General features: G+C 55.9%; 18 protein-coding genes, 2 tRNA genes and 3 rRNA genes. 8 read left to right on the top strand and 15 right to left on the bottom strand.

Annotated elements, in window-relative coordinates; translation table 11 throughout:
• Nucleotides 1-15: 15 nt before the first annotated feature.
• The 11 genes from ACGK9W_RS20450 to tyrS all read right to left on the bottom strand — a co-directional run bounded on the left by ACGK9W_RS20450 (nucleotide 16) and on the right by tyrS (nucleotide 12,616).
• A complete protein-coding gene (locus tag ACGK9W_RS20450; protein ID WP_405418460.1) occupies nucleotides 16-2,418 on the bottom strand; it encodes a DUF6160 family protein in 2,403 nt (800 codons plus the stop codon).
• 20 nt (nucleotides 2,419-2,438) lie between these two features.
• Nucleotides 2,439-2,987, bottom strand: coding sequence for a hypothetical protein (locus ACGK9W_RS20445; protein WP_108019292.1), 549 nt, complete (start codon nucleotides 2,985-2,987; stop codon nucleotides 2,439-2,441).
• Entirely contained in the window at nucleotides 2,984-4,063 is a 1,080-nt protein-coding gene (locus ACGK9W_RS20440; protein WP_405418459.1) for a hypothetical protein, read from the bottom strand. The genes ACGK9W_RS20445 and ACGK9W_RS20440 overlap by 4 nt, the downstream gene beginning before the upstream one ends.
• A 10-nt stretch (nucleotides 4,064-4,073) precedes the next feature.
• The gene (locus ACGK9W_RS20435; RefSeq protein ID WP_041644920.1) at nucleotides 4,074-5,273 is read right to left on the bottom strand and encodes a hypothetical protein; all 1,200 of its coding nucleotides are present in this window, start codon (nucleotides 5,271-5,273) and stop codon (nucleotides 4,074-4,076) included.
• A 232-nt stretch (nucleotides 5,274-5,505) separates the two neighbouring features.
• Nucleotides 5,506-5,620: ribosomal RNA gene (rrf, locus tag ACGK9W_RS20430) — 5S ribosomal RNA — on the bottom strand.
• A 99-nt stretch (nucleotides 5,621-5,719) separates the two neighbouring features.
• Nucleotides 5,720-8,611, bottom strand: a 23S ribosomal RNA gene (locus ACGK9W_RS20425).
• A 322-nt stretch (nucleotides 8,612-8,933) separates the two neighbouring features.
• Nucleotides 8,934-9,009, bottom strand: a tRNA-Ala gene (locus ACGK9W_RS20420).
• 223 nt (nucleotides 9,010-9,232) lie between these two features.
• Nucleotides 9,233-9,309: transfer RNA gene (locus tag ACGK9W_RS20415), tRNA-Ile, on the bottom strand.
• A 91-nt stretch (nucleotides 9,310-9,400) separates the two neighbouring features.
• A 16S ribosomal RNA gene (locus ACGK9W_RS20410) occupies nucleotides 9,401-10,940 on the bottom strand.
• The 16S, 23S and 5S rRNA genes sit together here with 2 tRNA genes alongside, the layout of an rRNA operon.
• Before the next feature lie 201 nt (nucleotides 10,941-11,141).
• Nucleotides 11,142-11,348: a hypothetical protein gene (locus tag ACGK9W_RS20405; protein WP_273070307.1), complete on the bottom strand. Its 207-nt coding sequence runs from the start codon at nucleotides 11,346-11,348 to the stop codon at nucleotides 11,142-11,144.
• A 65-nt stretch (nucleotides 11,349-11,413) separates the two neighbouring features.
• Nucleotides 11,414-12,616 (bottom strand): tyrosine--tRNA ligase, encoded by a 1,203-nt coding sequence (tyrS, locus tag ACGK9W_RS20400; protein ID WP_008173142.1) that lies wholly within the window; start codon nucleotides 12,614-12,616, stop codon nucleotides 11,414-11,416.
• A 304-nt stretch (nucleotides 12,617-12,920) separates the two neighbouring features.
• On the opposite strand from tyrS, the gene ACGK9W_RS20395 reads away from it, so the two are divergent.
• Both ACGK9W_RS20395 and ACGK9W_RS20390 read left to right on the top strand, forming a co-directional pair.
• The gene (locus tag ACGK9W_RS20395) at nucleotides 12,921-14,330 is read left to right on the top strand and encodes an OapA family protein (RefSeq protein WP_008173144.1); all 1,410 of its coding nucleotides are present in this window, start codon (nucleotides 12,921-12,923) and stop codon (nucleotides 14,328-14,330) included.
• Between the two features lie 7 nt (nucleotides 14,331-14,337).
• Nucleotides 14,338-15,435, top strand: a complete 1,098-nt coding sequence (locus ACGK9W_RS20390) for an anhydro-N-acetylmuramic acid kinase (RefSeq protein WP_273084991.1) — start codon at nucleotides 14,338-14,340, stop codon at nucleotides 15,433-15,435.
• Between the two features lie 13 nt (nucleotides 15,436-15,448).
• On the opposite strand, the gene erpA is transcribed toward ACGK9W_RS20390, so the two are convergent.
• From erpA to argC, 4 genes are all read right to left on the bottom strand, one after another.
• Nucleotides 15,449-15,802, bottom strand: a complete 354-nt coding sequence (erpA, locus tag ACGK9W_RS20385) for an iron-sulfur cluster insertion protein ErpA (protein WP_008173146.1) — start codon at nucleotides 15,800-15,802, stop codon at nucleotides 15,449-15,451.
• Between the two features lie 63 nt (nucleotides 15,803-15,865).
• Nucleotides 15,866-16,342 (bottom strand): polymer-forming cytoskeletal protein, encoded by a 477-nt coding sequence (locus tag ACGK9W_RS20380; RefSeq protein WP_405418456.1) that lies wholly within the window; start codon nucleotides 16,340-16,342, stop codon nucleotides 15,866-15,868.
• Between the two features lies 1 nt (nucleotide 16,343).
• On the bottom strand, nucleotides 16,344-17,084 hold the full coding sequence (locus ACGK9W_RS20375) for a DUF6776 family protein (RefSeq protein WP_286811486.1): 741 nt from the start codon (nucleotides 17,082-17,084) through the stop codon (nucleotides 16,344-16,346).
• 16 nt (nucleotides 17,085-17,100) lie between these two features.
• A complete protein-coding gene (gene argC, locus ACGK9W_RS20370; protein ID WP_405421123.1) occupies nucleotides 17,101-18,138 on the bottom strand; it encodes an N-acetyl-gamma-glutamyl-phosphate reductase in 1,038 nt (345 codons plus the stop codon).
• A gap of 154 nt (nucleotides 18,139-18,292) precedes the next feature.
• On the opposite strand from argC, the gene ACGK9W_RS20365 reads away from it, so the two are divergent.
• The 6 genes from ACGK9W_RS20365 to ACGK9W_RS20340 all read left to right on the top strand — a co-directional run bounded on the left by ACGK9W_RS20365 (nucleotide 18,293) and on the right by ACGK9W_RS20340 (nucleotide 24,494).
• Entirely contained in the window at nucleotides 18,293-20,068 is a 1,776-nt protein-coding gene (locus ACGK9W_RS20365; protein ID WP_405418453.1) for a chloride channel protein, read from the top strand.
• A 3-nt stretch (nucleotides 20,069-20,071) separates the two neighbouring features.
• On the top strand, nucleotides 20,072-20,494 hold the full coding sequence (gene hemJ, locus ACGK9W_RS20360; protein ID WP_405418451.1) for a protoporphyrinogen oxidase HemJ: 423 nt from the start codon (nucleotides 20,072-20,074) through the stop codon (nucleotides 20,492-20,494).
• Between the two features lie 41 nt (nucleotides 20,495-20,535).
• Nucleotides 20,536-21,294, top strand: a complete 759-nt coding sequence (locus ACGK9W_RS20355; RefSeq protein ID WP_273070309.1) for a hydroxymethylpyrimidine/phosphomethylpyrimidine kinase — start codon at nucleotides 20,536-20,538, stop codon at nucleotides 21,292-21,294.
• A complete protein-coding gene (thiE, locus tag ACGK9W_RS20350) occupies nucleotides 21,291-21,950 on the top strand; it encodes a thiamine phosphate synthase (RefSeq protein ID WP_008173154.1) in 660 nt (219 codons plus the stop codon). Before ACGK9W_RS20355 ends, thiE begins: the two co-directional genes overlap by 4 nt.
• Before the next feature lie 15 nt (nucleotides 21,951-21,965).
• A complete protein-coding gene (gene hemL, locus ACGK9W_RS20345; protein WP_008173155.1) occupies nucleotides 21,966-23,246 on the top strand; it encodes a glutamate-1-semialdehyde 2,1-aminomutase in 1,281 nt (426 codons plus the stop codon).
• 327 nt (nucleotides 23,247-23,573) lie between these two features.
• Nucleotides 23,574-24,494 (top strand): triacylglycerol lipase, encoded by a 921-nt coding sequence (locus ACGK9W_RS20340; protein ID WP_273070297.1) that lies wholly within the window; start codon nucleotides 23,574-23,576, stop codon nucleotides 24,492-24,494.
• Nucleotides 24,495-24,513: the final 19 nt, after the last annotated feature.

Genomic DNA, 24,513 nt, shown 5'->3' with positions numbered 1-24,513 from the left:
CCGCCTGTCGGAAGATCAGGGAATCGGGGTTGCGGTCAGATTGGCCTTGATATCAAAGTTCTGCATTTTGACGCCATAGACGGCCGTCTGAGCACCACCAACGGGATGAACCAGATCGATATTGTTGATCGAGAGTTCCTTGAACCGGCTTCTCGCCTTCACCGCAAACCCGAGCGGTCTGTTGTCGGCCTCGGCGAGGGTTGGATTGGAGACATAGCGGTAGCCGGCAGCGGACGAACCATCCATGATTTTTTCATCGCCCCGGTTGCCTGTCACTCCCATTGCATCCGGACCGTCCTCCTTTTTCACAACCCGGGTTTGATAGACATCCACGGAAAGATCGGTCCGTAGCCCAAACGAGTTGTCGTCTACGCCATCACCATCAAAGTCCCCACCATCGCTGGTATGGATATCGTTCAGAACGAGGCTCGTCCCGGTTCCGTTCATGGCCTCACCAACACCGCTGCTTTGCCGGTTGGTTTCCCAGGTCAGCGAGTTCTTCCGGGCTTCATTGATGGCCTTGGCAAGCACCTGCTTCAGGCGGACCGTCAGCCCCTCCTCACCCCGGGTTTCCCAGACGCCTCCGGAAGCCGCACAAGCGGATGGACTATCACCCATGCCACCGGCGCAGACATCGCCGGCCCCGCCGGGGACGACGGTCATGCTGCTGCCGGTTTCGTATTTCTGAATCACGAACCTCCCGAAACTCTGACCGGATTCCTTGTCGCCGATTCTCAGATTGCCGATATCCATGGTGCTCCAGGATTCGCCCTTGATCACCGCAAGCCCCTCCTGGCTGACATCAACGGTCATGTCGCGCACATGCGCGTCATAATCCAGTTCGGTAATCCAGAGGCCCTTCTGGGGAATTTCACCATTTCCTTCATCGTAGGGCACCGCGATAATCGCCGCCTTGCCGTTCCTGATGCTGACATCGGAATTGATGGTAATCCCCTCACCCGATGCGCCTCCTGCGCCGAGCGTCACATGGCCATCAAGCTCGAATTCGTAAGCCGGATAGAACCCCAGTGCCAGCAGCAGCTCTGTGCCACCCTGCAAGGGGGCGTCATCACTTCCTACTCGCAGACCGTTGATCCGGTAGCCGGCCCTGATGTCCTCGAAACCAATCCGCAGACCATCGAAGAACTCGGTACCGTTGGTGACGCCATCGCGAGTTACATTGACCGTTACATCGCCCTGCCCCCAGGACTGCAGGCCACTGAATATCACCCGGTTGCCGTCTTCGGTGTAGCTGAAATCGGCAAGCCGAAGACTCCATTCAGTGGCAAGTCGCAAGCCCTGAGGCCCGGCGTCAGGGTGTCCACCCCCCTGCAGATAGATCGCATTGGAATAGCTGCGGCCGTTGAACACCTGATCTTCAAGCAAAAAGCTGACATTCACCTGACCGATACTCTTGCCATTGCCACCCACCTCAATAGCGCCAATGCTGAATTCACCATCCATGGAGCCAAGGGTCAGGGCCAGGGCCGGTCTATTCTGCCAGTCGGTCGCCACATCGAGCCGGAGGTCGTTAATCCGATAGACGCCAGTGATGTCTCGAAGCGCGAGGGCCTTTCCGTCATCCCTGTATAGAAAAGAGGCCGAGTGTATAACGGTCTCGTTATCGATTCGCAGACCCTCTCCGGATCGGCCGCCGGCAGTCAGGCTGGTGCTGGAGGAAAGCTCGTAACTTCCACTCAGGCTGCCATAGCTGGGCAGAGGTTGTCCGTTGCCGGAATCGACGGATACGCCATGATTCAGGGGGTTGCTGCTGTAACGAATCGCGCCGACCTCCCAATCCCCGGTTATTCTGGGCGCATTCAGAGCCAGAGTGTCGTCGACCACATCCAGGGTTACTCCCAGTGCCTCCACACTCATGGTGATATCGTCCAGAAAAACTTTATTGCCATTGGTGCGATATCCCAGACGGCCGCCGGTCATCGTGTAGGCGGAGTCAAAGGTATATCCGGCCCCGCCAACGGAGCTGCCCTGCCTTATATTTAAATACCCTTCCAGAGAATGATCGAAAAAGATCCCCCCCATACTGACACCGGGGGCCCCGGCGAGCCGGATATCACCGAACTCGATCCGTCGGTCTTTCACCAGGTAATCGAGGTTAAGGGATGCATCCTCCTCAACATCGATGCGAATCAGGTGGAATGCCTGACCAGAAGGATCAACGGCGGACCCAATGCGAAAACCGTCCAGATGGATGCTGCTGCCATCATCAACATAGGACAGTCGATCTGCCGTCAGGCCAAGATCGAGCTCTACCGACAAACCACTCTGGCCACTGATGTTTGCCAGCGTGGAATCGTCCAGGCTTTTCATGTCGGCGACCACCGGCAAGGCGAGGACCACACAAAACAGCCCAGTGGCCATCGGGGCAAGTTGTTTGATTCTGTCTGGCGCGCCCATAACCGTTAACCTCTTCAATCTCACGGATTCCCCGCCGGAAACACGAGCAGGTTTCCTTCCATCACAACGTCCCCTCGCATATCAACAGAGAATATGTCGGTCTGCTGAAAGCCGGGGTCGGTGGGCCGGGCCGTGCTGCTGGAAGAAATCTTGAATTGAACGTCGTTGAACCGAACAGTATTGGGCAGCCCAAGCTCCAGCACATCCCGATTGAACAGTTCGCCATCACCACCGAATCCCGAATCGACTTTGCGGACCCGCAGTGTCAGGCCCTCAAACGCGAAATTGCCCCGAATATCATCAAGCACCATCCATCCGCCGTTTTCTTTCAGCCGGTAAGCAAAACGGGCGCCACACTTTTTGTCCACGTCATCACAACGTCCGAAATAACTGTTCTCAACCGGACCGCCCATTTCATTGATGCTGATATCGCCGGACAGGTAGATCCCACCCTGTCCGGAGATATCCGAGAGAGCTTCATCTTCCAGGCGGGCGAGTTCGGCAAGGCTGGGGAGTGAAAACAGAAAAACAGGGAGAGCCAGTATTGTTCTGCGCAGAAAGGATTTCATTGGCTCAGATCCCTGGTCTTAATGTTCAAGTGTTGTATCAGCATTCCCTGTACACGGGCCGAACCAAAATCGCGGTCGCCAACACTGAAATTTCCGATCTTGAGATTGCTGCGAAACTCCGGGTTCGTGTAGTAGGACTCGTAGAAATCCCAGGCGTCCGCATCACTGCTGCCGCGGAGACCGTCGGCACCGATCTCGCCCGGCTGAGGGCGCCGAATTGCAGCAACCTCCACAACAAAGTTTCCACTGCCATCAACGTCGAAGAATACCGGTTGAAGCTGGTTGCCAATCGCCAGCTCGAGCGCAAAATTGCTCATCAGTATTCGTGATCCGCAGGTGGAACCGTCCTGTGCGCAGGCATTGATAGAAAGTTCCGGGGAATAGAAATTCAGCTTGAACTGGCCGACCATCTGGCGCCGATCGTTATCGCCCCAAAGGCGCAGATAGCTACCATCGATGACAGCACTCTTTGCGTGGATATTGATATTGGCAGACCGGTCGTCACCAACTGCCACGTTCATCTGCATGCCGATGTCCGCTCGCTCCCCGATGTATCCAGCGGACGCCGGGCGACTCGAGCAGGTGCCGCTGCCGGGACCGGCCCCGGAGTCCATGCAGTCATAACCCTGGTCGCTATTGACCATGGCACTGGCTGCGAACTCCAGCACCGCCTTGTCAGCGATACCAATATCATTGCCATCCACCACATCAATTTTCCACGGGTTCAGGAGTCTCCCAAGATTGACCGGGCCCAGGGTCTCTCCGTAGTTGCTATTGGCCCCGGCGATGTAGAGATGGTTTACCGTAATATCGACATCACGGCCGTCGGTGCTTTTGATCCCGCCAATCCGGAAAATGCGTGCCTGCTCTCCCGAGGCATCCGGCTCATCCGTTCCATGGGAGAATTTGAAATTCTCCAGTACAAGGCCGATCCCGGCTCCATCAATCGAGGACATTTCAGTTTCCGAAAGCCCCTGAAGTTCCGCCTCAACAGGCACTGGGGCGGTCAGAACAGCCGCCATCACCAGAAGGAACCGCGCGAAAACAGGAAGCTGACTGAAACTCAACCATTTCATACGAAGCTCCTCAGAACAGACCTTTGCCGCGGTCGATGTATTCGGTGCGGTAACGCTGGGTGCCATAGAGCGCCTCGTTGAGATTGACCTCAGTAGCGCCGTTGGGAATATTGAAGAAGGCACCTGATGTGGCCTTGATAAAATCTTCGGGCGTGAAGTCTGTTTTCTTTACATCCTTCAGCCAATCAAGATCTTTGGTCTGGAATGAGATAAAAGCACCGTCGGCCGGCCCGGTGATACGCCGCTCGCCATTGACCTCACCAACCTCTCCTACCGGGAAGCTGTTATAGATATCCAGGTCGAAACAGGAATCTATTCCAAGGACCAGGCAGTCCTCCGCGTAAACATAAATGTCACCGCCTGAACAGCTGAAAAAGGAACAATCCGGAACCTCGATTCGGGAACTCGACCCCCAGCCGATCAGATTCTTTACCGACCAGCGGGTAAAGCCGCTTGCGCCTTCGAGAATGAACCGTTCGCCATCCGGAATACCGATGTATTCCGCTCTTACCGGGTCCAGGGAGCCAATGTTTGGATCGCCCTCCGCACCGTAAACCAGCTCTGCCTTGGTGGATAATGGACTACCGCCTTCGAGTAGAGGGGTGAGGAGCACGATGATTTGGTCAAAAAGGTTACCGCTTGAGCTGGCCTGGCTCAGCCCTTCACCGCGGTCAATGATGTCCACGTTCACATTGCCAGTCAGCGTTTCAATCTTGCCGGACAGGACACCCATGGATTCACCGAAACCCAGTCGGAAGCCGACCACTTCTTCAGTTTGTTCATCGAAGGCAAACTCCAGAAACGGATTCTGGATCAAGAAAGGAACGATCTCCCCCTCTGCATAGGCGCTGCCATCGGGCTTTCGCTGTCTCGGAGCTTTGGGATTGGCGTCAAAGTAAGCCTGATTGTTAATGTATCCAAGGGCAAAATCTTCAATATAGACATCCGAAGTGCCCGGTTTCTCACCTTCCCGGTCGTAACGGCCCATTTCCAGCACATCCACATTGGTCTGGATTTCAATGTCCATTCCGAGATTGACCCGGGTATAGGCGGTGTTGTCGTTGGCATCAGGATGGTACTGGCGGTCAACCGATACAAAGGCCTGCCCTGTGACTTCAGACATCTGTCGATCTGAAATCGGGCGCAGTTCGGCGTTGACCCCCGAAGCCAGTAAAGGCAGGAGGAGAAGCGAATAAAATGGTTTACTCATAGTCACATCTCACCGCGGCCGCTTCTTGTTATTGGCGGCTGATTTAAAGATGACTGATGAGCGTCTCTGAGGCTGGCTTGGATTTTTGGTGTTGTTTTAGCCAGTTCTTTTACAGAAGTGTAACCTCGGTTACATGTTGTCACTGTGCGCAATGTCATGGTTTTGGCATTTGCCAAATTTCAGGCAATAAAAAACCCCAGCATCGAGGATGCTGGGGTTTTCGGTATTAGGAGCCTGACGATGACCTACTCTCACATGGGCAACGCCACACTACCATCGGCGCTGGTCTGTTTCACTTCTGAGTTCGGGATGGGATCAGGTGGTTCCAGACCGCTATGGTCGTCAGGCAAAACGGTTGATCACTGGGGGACGAGAAGGAACTGAGTGATGTTGATTTCGTTTGAGCGGTTAGGCTCTGCGTTATCCGCAATTGTCTTGGGTGTTATATAGTCAAGCCGCACGAGCAATTAGTATCGGTTAGCTCAACGCCTCGCAGCGCTTACACACCCGACCTATCAACGTCCTGGTCTTGAACGGCTCTTCAGGGACCTCGAGGGTCCAGGGAGATCTCATCTTGGAAGGGGCTTCCCGCTTAGATGCTTTCAGCGGTTATCCTGTCCGAACATAGCTACCGGGCAATGCGACTGGCGTCACAACCCGAACACCAGAGGTTCGTCCACTCCGGTCCTCTCGTACTAGGAGCAGCTTTCCTCAAATCTCCAACGTCCACGGCAGATAGGGACCGAACTGTCTCACGACGTTCTAAACCCAGCTCGCGTACCACTTTAAATGGCGAACAGCCATACCCTTGGGACCGGCTTCAGCCCCAGGATGTGATGAGCCGACATCGAGGTGCCAAACACCGCCGTCGATGTGAACTCTTGGGCGGTATCAGCCTGTTATCCCCGGAGTACCTTTTATCCGTTGAGCGATGGCCCTTCCATACAGAACCACCGGATCACTATGACCTACTTTCGTACCTGCTCGACGTGTCTGTCTCGCAGTTAAGCGGGCTTGTGCCATTACACTAACCGCATGATGTCCGACCATGCTTAGCCCACCTTTGTGCTCCTCCGTTACGCTTTGGGAGGAGACCGCCCCAGTCAAACTACCCACCACACAGTGTCCTCATCCCCGATAAGGGGACCAAGTTAGAACCTCAAACATGTCAGGCTGGTATTTCAAGGTTGGCTCCATGAGAACTGGCGTTCCCACTTCAAAGCCTCCCAGCTATCCTACACAAACATGCTCAAAGTTCACTGTGAAGCTATAGTAAAGGTTCACGGGGTCTTTCCGTCTAGCCGCGGATACACCGCATCTTCACGGCGATTTCAATTTCACTGAGTCTCGGGTAGAGACAGCGCCCCCATCGTTACGCCATTCGTGCAGGTCGGAACTTACCCGACAAGGAATTTCGCTACCTTAGGACCGTTATAGTTACGGCCGCCGTTTACCGGGGCTTCGATCAAGAGCTTCGCGCAAGCGCTAACCCCATCAATTAACCTTCCGGCACCGGGCAGGCGTCACACCGTATACGTCCACTTTCGTGTTTGCACAGTGCTGTGTTTTTAATAAACAGTCGCAGGGGCCTGGTATCTTCGACTGGCTTCAGCTCCACCCGCAGGGATTTCACTTACCACCAGCGTGCCTTCTCCCGAAGTTACGGCACCATTTTGCCTAGTTCCTTTACCCGAGTTCTCTCAAGCGCCTTGGTATTCTCTACCTGACCACCTGTGTCGGTTTGGGGTACGGTCTCGAATAGCCTGAAGCTTAGAAGATTTTCCTGGAAGCAGGGCATCAATGACTTCCCGCTCTAAGAGCAGTCGTCGTCGCGTCTCGAGATTGTGGACCCGGATTTGCCTAAGTCCACTCCCTACTCGCTTAAACCGGGACAACCGTCGCCCGGCTCACCTAGCCTTCTCCGTCTCTCCATCGCAGCTATCCAAGGTACGGGAATATTAACCCGTTTCCCATCGACTACACCTTTCGGTCTCGCCTTAGGGGCCGACTCACCCTGCGCCGATTAGCGTTGCGCAGGAACCCTTGGTCTTCCGGCGTGCGGGTTTTTCACCCGCATTGTCGTTACTCATGTCAGCATTCGCACTTCTGATACCTCCAGCATGCTTCTCAACACACCTTCGCAGGCTTACAGAACGCTCCCCTACCCCGCATACAAAGTATGCAGCCGCAGCTTCGGTGACCAGTTTGAGCCCCGTTACATCTTCCGCGCAGGCCGACTCGACTAGTGAGCTATTACGCTTTCTTTAAAGGATGGCTGCTTCTAAGCCAACCTCCTAGCTGTCTGAGCCTTCCCACATCGTTTCCCACTTAACTGGTACTTGGGGACCTTAGCTGGCGGTCTGGGTTGTTTCCCTCTTCACGACGGACGTTAGCACCCGCCGTGTGTCTCCCGGATAGTACTCACAGGTATTCGGAGTTTGCATCGGGTTGGTAAGTCGGGATGACCCCCTAGCCGAAACAGTGCTCTACCCCCTGTGGTATTCGTCCGAGGCGCTACCTAAATAGCTTTCGGGGAGAACCAGCTATCTCCGGGCTTGATTAGCCTTTCACTCCGATCCACAAGTCATCCCCTGGCTTTTCAACGACAGTGGGTTCGGTCCTCCAGTGCCTGTTACGGCACCTTCAACCTGCTCATGGATAGATCGCCCGGTTTCGGGTCTATGCCCAGCGACTAAATCGCCCTATTCAGACTCGGTTTCCCTACGGCTCCCCTAAACGGTTAACCTCGCCACTGAACATAAGTCGCTGACCCATTATACAAAAGGTACGCCGTCACGGAACAAGTCCGCTCCGACTGCTTGTACGCATACGGTTTCAGGATCTATTTCACTCCCCTCACAGGGGTTCTTTTCGCCTTTCCCTCACGGTACTGGTTCACTATCGGTCAGTCAGGAGTATTTAGCCTTGGAGGATGGTCCCCCCATGTTCAGACAGGATATCACGTGTCCCGTCCTACTCGATTTCACCAGACTCAGGTTTCGGATACGGGGCTATCACCCACTATGGCGGCACTTTCCAGAGCCTTCTCCTACCAGTTGTCTAGCTTAAGGGCTAATCCCCGTTCGCTCGCCGCTACTTAGGGAATCTCGGTTGATTTCTTTTCCTCGGGGTACTTAGATGTTTCAGTTCCCCCGGTTCGCCTCTTACACCTATGTATTCAGTGCAAGATACCGACCCGAAAGTCGGTGGGTTTCCCCATTCAGAAATGCCCGGATCACAGCTTGTTTGCCAGCTCCCCGAACCTTATCGCAGGCTTCCACGTCTTTCATCGCCTCTGACTGCCAAGGCATCCACCGTATGCGCTTAGTTGCTTGACTATATAACCCCAAGACAACTGATCACGAATCCACACCCATCACCAGGCAAGCCTGATTCAGAGGTTTCTTCGAGACAGCCACTTGAAGCAATAGAACAACCACTTCAACGACAACACCGGATAACGCTTGAAATCGTTATCACTCTGATCAATGAATTCCGGAGATAATGGAATCCATCAATCGTGTTCTATCTCGTCCAATTTGTTAAAGAGCAAATCTGACCCAGTGATCAGAAAGAAGATCTTCAGCCACAACTCTTAATCGAGTCACACAACTGAAAAGCTTGTTTCTGTACACTGCTAACCGAAGTTAGTCAGTAATTTGGTGGAGCTAGGCAGGATCGAACTGCCGACCTCCTGCGTGCAAGGCAGGCGCTCTCCCAGCTGAGCTATAGCCCCAGAACTTGTCCAGCTTCCGTTACTCGTCGTTGCAGCATTCATTCGCATCAGTCATGACCCATCGAGGGTCACTCCTTCACTCATTCAAGCTGCGCCTAGATTAACGCAATCTGTCCTGCGCCCTGCTATCGTCTCCAAGACCAGGATTTTGCTGATCTAGGCGTCAAAGTGCGCCGCATAGCCTGCTATGCAAGTGCTTTGACAACGACGAGCAGTGAAATTCTGGTGGGTCTGGGTGGACTTGAACCACCGACCTCACCCTTATCAGGGGTGCGCTCTAACCACCTGAGCTACAGACCCAAAAACACGGGCCTGCAACGACCCATCTGCTCTCTTTATTCAGCTAACCAAGTAATTCGTGTGGACTCTGACCGAAGCGTTCGGCTTCGTTTAAGGAGGTGATCCAGCCGCAGGTTCCCCTACGGCTACCTTGTTACGACTTCACCCCAGTCATGAACCACACCGTGGTGATCGTCCTCCCGAAGGTTAGACTAACCACTTCTGGTGCAATCCACTCCCATGGTGTGACGGGCGGTGTGTACAAGGCCCGGGAACGTATTCACCGTGACATTCTGATTCACGATTACTAGCGATTCCGACTTCACGCAGTCGAGTTGCAGACTGCGATCCGGACTACGATGCGTTTTGTGAGATTGGCTCCCCCTCGCGGGTTTGCAGCCCTCTGTGCGCACCATTGTAGCACGTGTGTAGCCCTGGCCGTAAGGGCCATGATGACCTGACGTCATCCCCACCTTCCTCCGGTTTGTCACCGGCAGTCTCCCTAGAGTTCTCAGCCGAACTGCTAGCAACTAGGGATAGGGGTTGCGCTCGTTACGGGACTTAACCCAACATCTCACGACACGAGCTGACGACGGCCATGCAGCACCTGTGTCAGAGTTCCCGAAGGCACCAATCCATCTCTGGAAAGTTCTCTGCATGTCAAGGCCAGGTAAGGTTCTTCGCGTTGCGTCGAATTAAACCACATGCTCCACCGCTTGTGCGGGCCCCCGTCAATTCATTTGAGTTTTAACCTTGCGGCCGTACTCCCCAGGCGGTCTACTTAGTGCGTTAGCTGCGCCACTAAGACTTCAAGAGTCCCAACGGCTAGTAGACATCGTTTACGGCGTGGACTACCAGGGTATCTAATCCTGTTTGCTCCCCACGCTTTCGCACCTCAGTGTCAGTATTGGTCCAGGTAGCCGCCTTCGCCACTGGTGTTCCTTCCTATATCTACGCATTTCACCGCTACACAGGAAATTCCACTACCCTCTACCATACTCTAGCCTGACAGTTCGAAATGCCGTTCCCAGGTTAAGCCCGGGGCTTTCACATCTCGCTTACCAAACCACCTACGCGCGCTTTACGCCCAGTAATTCCGATTAACGCTTGCACCCTCCGTATTACCGCGGCTGCTGGCACGGAGTTAGCCGGTGCTTCTTCTGTGAGTAACGTCAAGCCCTACGAGTATTAGTCGCAGAGTTTTCCTCCTCACTGAAAGTGCTTTACAACCCGAAAGCCTTCTTCACACACGCGGCATGGCTGGATCAGGGTTGCCCCCATTGTCCAATATTCCCCACTGCTGCCTCCCGTAGGAGTTCGGGCCGTGTCTCAGTCCCGATGTGGCTGATCATCCTCTCAGACCAGCTACGGATCGTCGCCTTGGTAGGCCTTTACCCCACCAACTAGCTAATCCGACATAGGCACATCCAATAGCGCAAGGTCCGAAGATCCCCTGCTTTCCCCCGAAGGGCGTACGCGGTATTAATCCGGGTTTCCCCGGGCTATCCCCCACTACTGGGCAGTTTCCTATGCATTACTCACCCGTCCGCCGCTCGTCAGCATCTAGCAAGCTAGATCTGTTACCGCTCGACTTGCATGTGTTAAGCCTGCCGCCAGCGTTCAATCTGAGCCATGATCAAACTCTTCAGTTTAAATCATACAAGAATCCGAAGATTCTCTATTCTTGCTCAAGACAAAACTCAATTTCGACGAGTCACTGTCCTGATATTTCATATCCGAAATACCTCGGCCAGCGCCCACACGAATTACTTGGTCAACTTTTTAAAGAGCGTTTGAGCTGTTGCTCAATCAAGGCCGCGTATTCTACATCGTAGCGCCGCCTTGTCAACCGTTTATTTTTCGATGTTTTCCGTCTCCGGAAAGCGCCGAAAAATGACCCGGCTTACTGCTTGTTTCGAGGCGCGCATTCTACAGTGAATCGCTTGCCTGTCAACTGCTTTCTGAAGAATTTTGAAACTCATTTTCTTCAGCGCTTTCAAACAGTTATCTTTCGATTCCTCAGCCGCCTCAGCGGTGCTCCCCTCGAAAGAGATGCGCATTCTACAGACCTGCCCGAGGGTGTCAACGGCGATTCTGAAAAAAACTCAAAATCGCCCCAAATCGATCAGACAGTAATCAGAACCCGGGCGATCTTCTTCTTGCCAGCCTGGATTACGCAATCATCGCCTTCCACAAACATCCGATCGCCTTCGAATTTCTGACCATCGACAAATACCGCACCACGCCCCAGGACATCCCGGGCTGCCGCGCCGTTCTTGACCAAACCCGCCAGGCGAAGCACCGCCGCCATCGGAATCTCGGACTGACCCTCTAAAGGCACTTCGACAGTCGGCACATTGTCCGGGATCTCGCCGAGCGCCACTCGGTTACCGGCGGACTTGTGGGCAGTGCGAGCTGCCTCCTCATCGTGGAACCGGGCAATAATCTCTTCCGCCAGCAACTTCTTATAGTCCTGCGGGTTAGCACCATCGGCGACAGCCTTACGGAACTCCTCCACCTCTGCAAGCGGCCGGAAGCTCAACAGCTCGAAGTAACGCCATAGAAGATCATCCGGCATGGAAAGCAACTTGGTGTACATCTCACCTGGCGAGTCATTCACGCCCACATAATTGCCCAGAGACTTGGACATCTTCTGAACACCGTCGAGCCCCTCCAAAATCGGCATGGTAAGGATCACCTGGGGCGATTGACCGTAGTGCTTTTGGAGAATTCGCCCCATCAGAAGATTGAACTTCTGGTCGGTCCCGCCCAGCTCAACATCGGCCTCCATGGCGACAGAGTCATACCCCTGAACCAACGGGTAAAGGAACTCGTGAATCGCAATCGCCTGCTCGGCGCGGTAGCGCTTGGTGAAGTCATCCCGCTCCAGCATTCGCGCAACGGTGTATTGCCCGGCAAGCTTGATCATATCGGCGGCGCTCATCTTACCCATCCAGTCGGAATTGAACATGACGCGCGTTTTCGCGGGATCAAGAATCTTGAACACCTGCTCTTTATAGCTGACCGCGTTCTCGGCGACCTGCTGCTCTGTTAGAGGAGGACGCGTGGCGCTTTTCCCGGTGGGGTCACCGATCATTCCGGTGAAATCTCCAATCAGAAACATCACCTCGTGACCAAGATCCTGAAACTGCCGCAGCTTGTTAATAAGAACGGTGTGCCCAAGATGAAGGTCCGGCGCAGTGGGGTCGAAACCCGCCTTAATCCGCAGCGGACGACCTTCCTTCAATTTTTCGATGAGCTCATCTTCCGGAATGAGTTCGTCTACGCCTCGCTTGATTATCGCCAACGCTTCATCAATGGATGCCATGAACAACACGTCCCCGCTTTGATCTTGGAAAGATTCTGTCAGTTACAGAGTTCAACAAAAGAAATCTGTGAGTTACCTGTTCCCCTGCTACAGTATGCTGACCAGATTTTGGCCAACACCGACTTTGCAGGGCGGCGTATTATAACAACGCTGTCAAAAGAAATCCGGAGGATGGAGCAGCAACCGTAATGTTCCACGCTGTCCCGCATGCATTTTATACGGTAATCTGTTGGACTATACTTGAACAACAGCTTTAATTAGGTAGTACAAGCTGCCGTAATACCGATTAAAACGGGTGCGATACGTGCTGAAAATGTTTCCTAAAACTCACATTACCATTGCTGCCGCGGCTACCGTTGTTGTTACCGCTGCCATTCTCATGAGCCCCAGCAGCAACGTTGAAGCCAAACGGATGTCCTATGCCCTGGATCTGGAGCAAGGCACCGTTTCCGAAACCGGCGCAGCGCCTGAGCAAGCAATGCCGACAGAGGCTCCCGTTGCGGACACCCAGCCGAAAGCGCCTGAATCCGATGTCCTGACAGAGGCTACGCAGCAGGCAAGCGTTTCCGCTCCCGAGCAACCTGTCGCTCCGAAGTTGCCGGAAATTGAATGGCAAACCTTCGCGATCAAGTCTGGTGACACGCTGTCCTCCCTGTTCAAGAAAGCTGGCTTTAACGACGGCATCATGCTTTCGGTTATTCATGGCGACGGAGAGGCCGAAAAACTCCAGCGCCTGTACGCCGGCGAAACCATTCGTTTTGCGACAACCGAAGACGGTGGGCTTGCTGCCATCGACTTGCAGAGAAACCGCCTGGAAACCCTGAAGATTACCAAAGAAGGCGAAAGCTTTACCGGCGAAACCGAAGTTCGCAAACCGGAAGCGCGGCCAGCCTTTGCATCAGGCACCATTGACGGCTCCCTCTATCTGGCTGCGCGCGAAGCGGGCCTCAACGACAGCCTGACCATGGAGCTGGCAGGCATCTTCGGCTGGGATATCGACTTTGTCTACGACGTCCGGAAGGGCGACCAGTTCGAAGTGGTTTACGAAGAACTCTACCTAGACGGCGAAAAGTTCGACACCGGCCGGATCCTGTCTGCACGATTCGTTAACCGCGGCGAAGAAAACCTCGCACTGCTTTATACCGACAGCAATGGCGACAGCGATTACTACGCTCCCGATGGCAAAAGCATGCGCAAGGCATTCCTGCGAACCCCCATCAATGCCCGGATTTCTTCTCCGTTCAACCTTCAGCGCCGCCATCCCGTTCTGGACGTAGTACGTCCGCATGAAGGCACCGATTACGCAGCGCCTCCCGGAACTCCCATCAAGGCGGCAGGTTCCGGTCGGGTGAAATTCGCAGGCTGGAAAGGTGGTTACGGACGAACTGTCATCCTCCAGCACGGCGACAACATCACCACGCTGTATGCACACATGAGCCGCCTGGGTAAAGGCATCAAGAATGGCACCCGAGTCAAGCAGGGCCAAACCATCGGGCATGTTGGTTCATCGGGCATGGTAACCGGACCTCACCTGCACTATGAGTTCAGGCTGAACGGGTCGCCGCGCAACTCCCGCACGGTCAAGTTGCCGGACGCCAAGCCCATTCCGTCTTCCGAGATGGCCCGATTCAAGCAATTCACCGAACAGCGAATCGCGCAGTTTGACGTGTTCCGCGAGAGCTATCAGCAACTCGCACTGGCTTCAGACGACTGAGAAACAAATGGAAGCCTGGATTGGATTGATGTCAGGCACCAGCATGGATGGCATTGATGCCGTGCTGGTGTCTTTCAATCACAGCGCCGTAAAGATCCACGCATCGCACACGATCCCCTACCCCGATCAGATTCGCCACCGACTCATTGCCGCCAGCCAGAACCAGGCCGAACCCGACGAAATCGGCGAACTGGATACTCTGGTCGGTCATCTGTTTGCCCAGGCCGCGGACGCGGTCATCCAAAGATCGGGATTCGATCGGGCGAAGATTCGGGGCATTGGCAGCCATGGACAAACCATTCGACACCAGCCTTCTGGCACCGCACCTTTCTCCATACAGATCGGCAACCCTTGCGTGCTGTCCGAAGCCACCAACATCACAACAGTTGCGGACTTCCGACGACGGGACATGGCCGCCGGAGGCCAGGGCGCACCGCTGGTCCCGGCCTTCCACAAGGCCTTTTTCAGCTCAGATGAGGAGAACCGCTGCATTCTCAACCTCGGGGGAATCGCCAACATTACCTGGCTCCCCGCCAGTGACGAGATACCGGCAACCGGTTTTGACACGGGCCCTGCCAATGCGCTGATGGATGCCTGGTGCCTCGACCAGACCGGGCTGCCTTTCGACAGCGACGGTCATTGGGCCATGGAGGGTTCGATTAACCAGGAACTTCTTGATGACATGCTCTCCGATGCCTATTTCTCGAAGGCACCCCCGAAAAGCACGGGCAAAGAGCGGTTCAATCTTGATTGGGTGAAAACACTGGTAAGCCGCCACCGGGACATTCCAGCCGAAGATATTCAGAGGACCCTGCTCGAATTAACCGTCAAAAGCGTCGTGCAGCAACTGCCCGAGATTTCGGATCTCAGGATTTACGTGTGTGGTGGCGGGGCACGCAATCCGCTGCTGATGGAGGCGTTCGCCAAAGCACTTCCCGGCGTTTCGCTTTCACTCACAACGGAGCTGGGATTAGACCCTCAACTGGTGGAGCCTGTCGCCTTTGCCTGGCTGGCAAAGCAGGCGCTGGAAGGAAAGCCCGGCAACCTGCCGGACGTGACCGGAGCATCTGGCCCTCGTATTCTGGGTGCCATTTACCCGGCCTGAAAACCACTGCCAATCAGATGGAGAAGGAGCTACCACACCCGCAAGTGGAGCTGGCATTGGGGTTCTGAACCACGAACTGTGAGCCCTGCAGGCCTTCCTGATAATCAATCGTAGCGCCCACCAGATACTGGTAACTCATCGGATCCACCAGAAGAGAAACGCCATCACGCTCGATCACGGTGTCCTCCTCATCCTGGCTTTCATCAAACGAGAAGCCGTACTGAAATCCGGAGCAGCCCCCGCCCGTCACAAAGACGCGGAGTTTGAGTTCGGGATTTTCTTCTTCCTCGATCAACTCACGTACTTTGGCAACGGCACTGTCACTGAAGAACAGCGGTGTAGCTATTTGTTGCTGAACTGCGCTCAAGTTCGCCTCCGGATTATCGTGAACAACTCAGGCGATTATGGTATTCCTGACTAAAACAATCAACTATTCGGACTTTCCACCATCCTCGGACTCCGGAGTCTGATCACCGGCAGAAGCCTGTTTTTGAACGGATCCGGCAGCTTTTGCATCCTGGGAAAGCAGCCCGACAGGCTCCCGCTGGTGCACCAGATTGCCGTTTACCGAGGCACCCATCGCCATTTCGATCAGGTTGTAGTAAACGCTGCCATTAATAGAGGCTTTTTCCGCCAGTTCAAGATGTGCCGATGCGTAAACATCACCGTTCACAGTACCGTTAATAATGACGTGAGGCGCGTTGATATCGCCGGTTACTTCGCCAACTTCCGAGACCCTCAGTACCGCATCGGTGCCCTCATCGGCAACCACTTTACCGCGAATACGGCCATCCACGTGAAGCCCACCGCTGAAATGCACATCGCCTTCCACGGTCGTTCGTGAGGAAATCAGGGTATCAAAATGGCCGGTGGGCCGGCGCGGTTTCTGCTTTTTCTTGCCAAGCATGTCAGTTCTCCGTTAAATCGTCCCAGTTAAAGGTGCGCTCGGCTTGCGAGGATTTTCTTCCCTCCGCCTGGGCTACCACCTGGACCTCAAGCGGTTCGAATTCTTCCGGCAGTTTCAGGGAACCTTCGACATCCTGAAAATACCGGAAACGGAATTTCACACCGAGATCGGCTATATCCTCCGAAAGATCACGCAAAGCGATGACCTCTTTTTCTTCATCACGTAAACCAATGACATTCACCGCCACCACACCTGAAATGTAGCTCTTGTTGTTGCCAACCTGAGTCAGCACCAGCTTGAAGTCATAGTTGTCCTGATTACGGGCCCGAACCAGCGTAAAACTGTCTACCTGGAGACCTTTACTGGTTTCCGACGGCGCCATGATGTTTTTATAGAAAGTCAGGTCCGATTGCAGTGATCCAATCCGGGTTTCCAGATCCACGATGGTTTTTCGCGCCTGATTCAGGGCCTGCTCATCGATCGCCCGCCCACGCTCCAGGTTAATCAGCTGTTGCCGGGCCTTGCGATAGTCGTCCCGCAGCTTCTGGACTTCGTTCTCCAGCACCTGGTTCGACTCCTCGGCGCTGGAGAAACGAAAACCGCTCTGGGCCAGCCCCGTGGCATACCCGACAATCGCCGCCACAACGGTAAACACCAGCAGGATGGCCGTTCTCCGCAGGCGGTATCCCGGACGATGACGGATGACCACATACTCTTCGGCCGGCTTTCGTTGTTCGCTCACAATCTTCCCTTGGGCATCAAGGCAGCAACGCCGGGGCCTCAAGCCCCATGGTTTCTTTCAGGCCGAACATGATGTTCATATTCTGAACCGCTTGCCCCGCCGCGCCTTTAACCAGGTTATCGATGACGGAAGAGACGATCACGATATTGCTCTGTTCCTGCCTGTGTAACGCCATACGACACTGGTTCGCCCCGCGCACACTGCGGGTTTCCGGATGGCTGCCGAAAGGCATGACATCGACAAAGGGCTCATCGGCAAAACGCTCCTCAAACAACGCCTGCAGCCGATCAAAATCGGCCGGATTTTTCAGCTCGGCGTAAAGTGTCGCCTCAATGCCGCGGATCATCGGAATCAAGTGGGGAACGAAGGTCACACCCACATCGCCGCCAGCCGCGCCAGACAGGCCCTGGCGAATCTCCGGCAGATGGCGATGACCGGAGGCGCCATAGGCCTTGAAGCTTTCACCAACCTCACCGTGCAGCATGCCAATCTTGCCCTGCCGGCCTGCGCCGCTGGCGCCGGATTTGGCGTCCGCGATCAAGCGGGCGGGATCGACCAATCCTTGCTCCAGCAACGGGATGAAGCCCAACTGGACCGCTGTCGGGTAGCAACCCGGGTTGGCTACCAGCTGAGCTGTACGAATCTCATCGCGCACCACTTCCGGCAGTCCGTAAACCGCCTTCTCCGCCCATTCCGGGCTTTCATGGGCCATGCCATACCAGTTGGCCCAGACATCCAGATCCTTCAGACGAAAATCGGCGGACAGATCCACTACACGCACGCCGGCCGACATCAGTTCCGGAACCATTCTCATGGCCACACCATGAGGCGTGGCGAAGAAAACCAGATCGCAGTCTCCAAGCACGGCTACATCCGGCTCCGAAAACGCCAGGTCATAATGGCCGCGCAAATTGGGATACATGTCCGCTACCGGCATGCCCGCCTCAGACCGGGAGGTAATGCAACTGACCGAAACTTCAGGGTGAACCGCGAGGATTCTCAGCAGTTCCACACCGGTGTAGCCGGTGCCTCCAACGATGCCTACTCTAATCACCATTTTCTCCAGCGACGTCGTATCAGAATTAAGAGCTTTGACGCCGTAGTCTACCATGATAAACCAATGACTTATTGCAGCCCTCAGGGCGACCGTTACAATGTTGTCAGAATCTTTCTGACAGTCCACCCAAATCCACCGGAACGCTGGCCTCATGCAGAAAATCTGGCACCAGATTACCGAGCATCTGATTCCTGTTTTCCGGCGCCGACTGTCCGGTGTTGATGCATTGCCACAACTGGCCGTACTCGGCCTGTTATCCGGGTTGATTACCGGCGGCGTGATCCTGGTTTTTCGGCTGGCTATCGAATGGCCGCTTGAGCATTTCCTGCCCGGGAATGGCTCCGAATCCTTCGAACAACTGGACCTGATTACCCGCGGGCTCCTGCCTCTGGCTGGCGCCCTCGGTCTGGGGCTGCTGATGCATCGTCTGGCCACCCATGACCGCAAGGTCGGGATTGTGCATGTGATGGAGCGCCTGAACTACCACCAGGGCTACATTTCCATGCGCAGCGCGATCGTGCAGTTCATCTCGGGCGTTGCCACCGTGGTCAGTGGTCAGTCGGCGGGTCGTGAGGGGCCTGCCGTGCACCTGGGAGCGGCTTTTTCCAGCCTGATGGGCCAGTGGATGCGGCTTCCGAACAACAGCATCCGGACACTGGTGGCCTGCGGTTGTGCGGCCGCCATTTCAGCCTCTTTCAACACGCCGATCTCCGGCGTCATCTTCGCCATGGAAGTGGTGATGATGGAATACACCATTGCGGGTTTTACACCGATTATCCTGGCCTCTGTCAGCGCTGCCATCGTTACTCAGGCGGTCTATGGCACAGAGCCGGCCTTTAACGTGCCGGCGCTGACCATGAACTCGCTAACGGAAATCCCCTGGATACTCGCCATAGCGGTGATTATCGGCATTTCGGCCGCGCTGTTTATCCAGCTGGTTGACACTATGGGCAAGCATCACCACCGCCCAGTGCTGTTGCGCATCACGTTTGCGGGTCTTCTGATGGTGCCATTTGCCATTTTTATTCCGGAAACCATGGGTATCGGTTACGACACCGTCAACGAAACCATTAACGGCGAACTCGGGTTCTGGCTCCTGCTCGGAGCCGGGGCCGCCAAACTGGTGATTACATCGCTCTCCATCGGGCTGGGCATGCCAAGTGGCGTGATCGGCCCCACCCTGTTTATGGGGGCAACCCTGGGCGGCGCCATGGGGCTGATTGGCGCCCAGATCATGCCGGAGCAGGCTTCCTCTGTTGGCTTCTACGCCATGCTCGGCATGGGAGCCATGATGGGCGCCGTACTGCAGGCGCCACTCGCCGCCCTGATGGCATTGATGGAGCTCACGCGTAACCCCAACATCATCCTCCCGGGCATGCTGATCATCACCACCTCGAGCCTGGTGACCAGCGAGGCGTTCGGAAAGAGGTCACTGTTCCTGACCATTCTCAAGAACCAGGGGCTTAGCTATCAGAATTCCCCGGTGATTCAGGCGCTGCGGCGGGTATCGGTTGGCGCAATCATGGATCGCAGTATATTGCGCACCGAACGGCACCTGACAGTAGAAGAAGCGCGGAAAGTACTGAAATCCGAGCCGAAGTGGCTGGTGGTTGAGGGCAGCAGCGGGCCGACCGCCCTGTTGCCGGCGGTGGATCTCGCCCGATATCTGGAGGACACCGAAAAGCTGGTGTCCGAGGAAGAGATCGAACCGCCCGAGTCCATTGACCTGATGGACATACCTGCGAACCGTCGCGACGTGGCCCCCGTGCAATATCAGGCCACCCTCGAGGAGGCATTAAACGAGTTCGATGCAACCAATGCCGAGGCCCTTTACGTACAACGTCACGTCGCGCCAATGATCCAGCGGGTATACGGCGTGGTGCTGAAAGCCGATATCGAGAGTTACTACCAATACCGACGGAGCTGACGAATGCTGTGGGTGAAAGCCTTCCATATTATTTCACTGGTGTGCTGGTTCGCCGGCATTTTCTATCTGCCCAGACTGTTCGTCTACCACGCGGCCTGCGAGGACGAGCCCGGTCGTGAGCGCTTCAAGATCATGGAACGCAAGCTTTACCGGGGCATTACCACCCCTTCAATGGTCGCCACCGTCGTCTTCGGTGTCTGGCTGATCAGTTACAATGCCTCCGGCTATTTCAGCCAGGGCTGGATGCATGCCAAGCTGTTTCTGGTGGCCATTCTGATCGTTTACCATTTCTATTGCGGGCACCTTGTAAAGGTCTTCCGGGACGACCAGAACACCAGAAGCCACGTGTTCTACCGATGGTTCAACGAACTGCCGGTGCTGGTTCTTCTGGCCGTTGTTATCCTGGCTGTTGTCAAACCGTTTTGAGGAGCTGAGTCATCAAACGCTACACCCGACCACAGGTTCTGATTCTTTCCGGCCTTGATCCGTCCGGCGGCGCCGGCATTCAGGCCGACATCCAGGCCGTCACCTCCCTTGGCTGTCATCCCTTGCCGGTTCTTACCTGTCTTACTGTGCAGGACACCCGTAACGTGTATGGCGCCGAGCCCGTATCGGCTGACCTGATCCGAAAACAACTCCAGTGTCTCGCCGATGATTCCCCGATTCATGCCATCAAAACCGGTGCCCTGGGCAATGCTGCGTTGGTGGATGTGCTCGTGGATTTCATCCGTGAACATCCGGGCATTCCCGTGATTACCGACCCGGTGATCAAAGCCGCAGGGGGCGGTGATCTAGCCGACGACGAACTGGTCAGCGCGATGAAGGAGAAGCTCTTTCCCGTGGCCGAAATGATCACGCCCAATGGCGTCGAACTGGCCATGCTCGGCAACAGTGAAGACGCCGATCAGGCCGCCGACAATCTGCTGAAGGGCGGCTGCGAATCCGTGCTGGCCACTGGTGGACACGGCACCGGCATTCACATTATCAACACGCTCTATAACCACGCCCCGGAGCCCATGCGCTGGGAAATTGAACGAATCGGTGGTGAGTACCATGGCACCGGCTGCACCCTGGCAGCGGCCATTTCTGCCGGCAGAGCCTCCGGGCTATCGCCCCGCGCCGCCATTTCCCAGGCCCAGAACTACGTTCATCGCGCCATACTCCACGCCCTGGAAGTCGGTAAAGGCCAGCCGGTGCCGGATCGAGGTATTCTGTGGGAGCGATGAGTAAAGGGCTGCGCCCGGGGCTCTACGCCATTACCGACAGCGTACTGACACCACCCGAAACACTGATCGAATCGGTTGAGGCTGCGCTTCGGGGCGGCGCGGTCATGGTACAATACCGCGAAAAGAGCGCGCCGATGGCTGAACGGATTTCCCAGGCGGTCAGTTTGCAGGCTGTATGCCGAAATGCGGGCGTTCCGTTGCTGATCAACGACGATCCTGATCTCGCGAAACGGGTCGGGGCTGCCGGGGTACACATGGGTCAGACGGACGGCTCAGTGGCAGCGGCCCGCCGCCTTCTCGGTGATGAGGCCATAATCGGCATAACCTGTCACGCCGATCTCGCACTTGCACAGGCTGCTCTGGGGGCGGGCGCGGACTATCTGGCGTTCGGGCGATTTTATACGTCGTCGACCAAACCCGGCGCCCCGGCAGCGCCTCCCGGTGTGCTGACCGACGCGAAGCGTTTCGGCCTCCCGATCACCGCCATCGGCGGGGTAACCACAGACAACGGCGAACCTCTTATCCGTGCCGGGGCCGACATGCTCGCCGTGGTAGGCGGCCTTTTTGGCGGCGACACACATGACATTGAGATGCGAGCCAAAGCGTTCGAGCGCCTGTTCGCAAGCCATCATCCACTTTTTTCACTTCCGGAATAACAGGAGCCCAGATCCATGACGCACTCCGAAACCCTGTTCGAGCAGGCCCAGAAATACATCCCCGGTGGCGTGAATTCTCCGGTCCGGGCCTTTCGAGGCGTTGGCGGCACGCCGATTTTCTTCAAGCACGCCCAGGGCGCCTATCTTTACGACGAAGACGATCAGCGCTACATCGATTACATCGGCTCCTGGGGCCCCATGATTCTTGGCCACGGTGACCAACGCATCAAAGACGCCCTGCATGCGCAGGTTGATCTGGGCGTTGGCTATGGTGCGCCGACCGCCCTCGAAACCGAGATGGCCAAGAAAGTGTGCGAACTGGTGCCATCCATCGAACTGGTCCGCATGGTGAATTCGGGTACCGAGGCCACCATGAGCACTGTCCGCCTGGCGAGGGGCTACACCGGTCGCGACAAGATCGTGAAGTTCGAGGGCTGCTACCACGGCCACGTGGATTCACTGCTGGTCAAAGCAGGCTCCGGCGCCCTCACCCTGGGCGTGCCGAATTCCCCGGGCATCCCCGCCAGCCTGGCTGAGCACACCATCACGCTGACCTACAACGACATGGACAGCGTTCGCGAATGCTTCCGGGAGATGGGCGACCAGATCGCCGCGATTATCGTAGAGCCGGTCGCTGGCAATATGAACTGCATTCCACCGGTCCCAGGCTTCCTGGAGGGGTTGCGGGAAGTGTGCGACGAGCACGGCACCGTGCTGATCTTCGACGAAGTAATGACCGGGTTCCGGGTTTCCCTTGGCGGCGCGCAGGGGCTGTATGGCGTAACCCCGGACCTCACCGCACTGGGCAAGGTGATTGGTGGCGGACTTCCGGTCGGCGCCTTTGGCGGCAAACGGGAAATCATGGAACACATCTCACCATTGGGACCGGTTTACCAGGCAGGCACCCTGAGCGGTAACCCCCTGGCCATGTGCGCCGGCCTGACGACACTGAACGCAATCTCCGAGCCCGGTTTCCACGACCGGCTGACCGAGAAAACCAATGCCGTTCGCGACGGCCTGAAAGAAGCCGCTGACGCCACTGGCATCCCTTTGACGGTCCAGAGTGCCGGGGCCATGTTCGGATTCTTCTTTACCGAGGAAAGCTCTGTTACCCGCTTTGACCAGGTGATGGGCTGTGATGTCGAACGGTTCAAGAAGTTCTTCCAGGGCATGCTTAAAGAAGGCGTATATCTGGCACCATCCGCCTTTGAGGCTGGCTTTACGACAGCGGCACTGTCCGAACAGGACATCGCCGATACGGTAGCGGCGGCCAAAAAGGTCATGGCCACGCTCTGATATTTCCGCTGTCCCCATCGCTGCCCCGCAGGTCGGAACATGTCCTGCGGGGCCACCGATGTGATGAGCATCACAGTTCCACGGCGAACACCCCTGCCTGGCCTCTTGTGCCGTTGACTTACCATCCCGCCTGATCAAATGTTGATCTAATCTCTACCGAGATGCTCTGACGGCACCAATCTAACAAAGACAAAAATCAAGTCAGCGCACGGAAGCACTCGGTCTGCCTACAGGCAGATGCAGTACGAGCAGGAAGTCTCTGGAGCAACCCGTTAGGTTGAGCCGCAGTTTGAATAACAAACACAACATCAAACTGTAGGAACGACAATGAAACTCTGGATCCAAGCAATGGCCCTGGCCCTGACTGTGGCCTGGTCGGCCCCCTCCGCCGCCTGGTGGTGGGACTCTACCCCTTCAAACTATACGGATACTCGCTACCCGGTTGTGCTGGTGCATGGCATGTTCGGCTTTGATTCGATTGCCGGCGTGGACTACTGGTACGGCGTCGCCGAGGATCTCCGCAAATACGGCGCTGATGTCTACACCACTCAGGTGCCCGCCCTGGACAGCACCATTGCTCGCGGTGAAGCGCTTCTGCCGCAGGTACAGGCCATCGCCGCCGTGCACGGCAAGGTCAATCTGATTGGCCACAGCCACGGGGGCCCCACGGCCCGTTACATCGCCAGGGTGCGGCCGGATCTGGTCGCCTCAGTGACGTCCGTCGGCTCGCCCCATAAAGGCTCGCCGGTCGCCGACCTTATCTACGGATCCCCTGCCGAAAGCCTGGCGGCCAGTCTGGGAAATGCATTGGGTGGGCTTATCGATCTGCTGTCCGGTGGCGGTTATAACCAGGACCTGCGGTCAAGCCTGGAATCCCTCACCACCCAGGGCAGCGCCGAATTCAACAGCTTTGCCCCTGCCGGGATTCCAACCACCTCTTGCGGCGAAGGCGCCTACTCGGCAAATGGTGTCCGCTTCTACTCCTGGGGTGGCACCGGTGTTCTGACCAACGTACTGGATCCATCCGACGCGTTGTTGGGCACCACCAGCCTCGCCTTCGGCTTCAGCCAGAACGACGGTCTGGTAGGCCGCTGCAGCAGCCGGTTTGGCAAGGTTATCCGGGATAATTACTTCATGAACCATCTGGATGAAGTGAATCAGGCGTTGGGCCTGCATAGCCTCTTCGAAACTGATCCAAAAGCGGTTTTCAAGCAACACGCCAACCGCCTGAGAAACGCAGGACTGTAACGGGTAGCCGGCCTTCTGG

Origin of the sequence: Marinobacter flavimaris, assembly GCF_045057155.1 — a bacterium.
GTDB lineage: Bacteria > Pseudomonadota > Gammaproteobacteria > Pseudomonadales > Oleiphilaceae > Marinobacter > Marinobacter manganoxydans.
This window is presented reverse-complemented; position numbering and strand designations above follow the sequence as displayed.

Bases quoted from the DNA above. Each gene is read 5' to 3' on its own strand.
- ACGK9W_RS20450 (WP_405418460.1), bottom strand. From the start codon at position 2,418: ATGGGCGCGCCAGACAGAATCAAACAACTTGCCCCGATGGCCACTGGG.
- ACGK9W_RS20445 (WP_108019292.1), bottom strand. From the start codon at position 2,987: ATGAAATCCTTTCTGCGCAGAACAATACTGGCTCTCCCTGTTTTTCTG.
- ACGK9W_RS20440 (WP_405418459.1), bottom strand. From the start codon at position 4,063: ATGAAATGGTTGAGTTTCAGTCAGCTTCCTGTTTTCGCGCGGTTCCTT.
- ACGK9W_RS20435 (WP_041644920.1), bottom strand. From the start codon at position 5,273: ATGAGTAAACCATTTTATTCGCTTCTCCTCCTGCCTTTACTGGCTTCG.
- ACGK9W_RS20405 (WP_273070307.1), bottom strand. From the start codon at position 11,348: ATGCGCATCTCTTTCGAGGGGAGCACCGCTGAGGCGGCTGAGGAATCG.
- tyrS (WP_008173142.1), bottom strand. From the start codon at position 12,616: ATGGCATCCATTGATGAAGCGTTGGCGATAATCAAGCGAGGCGTAGAC.
- ACGK9W_RS20390 (WP_273084991.1), top strand. From the start codon at position 14,338: ATGGAAGCCTGGATTGGATTGATGTCAGGCACCAGCATGGATGGCATT.
- ACGK9W_RS20380 (WP_405418456.1), bottom strand. From the start codon at position 16,342: ATGCTTGGCAAGAAAAAGCAGAAACCGCGCCGGCCCACCGGCCATTTT.
- ACGK9W_RS20365 (WP_405418453.1), top strand. From the start codon at position 18,293: ATGCAGAAAATCTGGCACCAGATTACCGAGCATCTGATTCCTGTTTTC.
- hemJ (WP_405418451.1), top strand. From the start codon at position 20,072: ATGCTGTGGGTGAAAGCCTTCCATATTATTTCACTGGTGTGCTGGTTC.
- thiE (WP_008173154.1), top strand. From the start codon at position 21,291: ATGAGTAAAGGGCTGCGCCCGGGGCTCTACGCCATTACCGACAGCGTA.
- hemL (WP_008173155.1), top strand. From the start codon at position 21,966: ATGACGCACTCCGAAACCCTGTTCGAGCAGGCCCAGAAATACATCCCC.
- ACGK9W_RS20340 (WP_273070297.1), top strand. From the start codon at position 23,574: ATGAAACTCTGGATCCAAGCAATGGCCCTGGCCCTGACTGTGGCCTGG.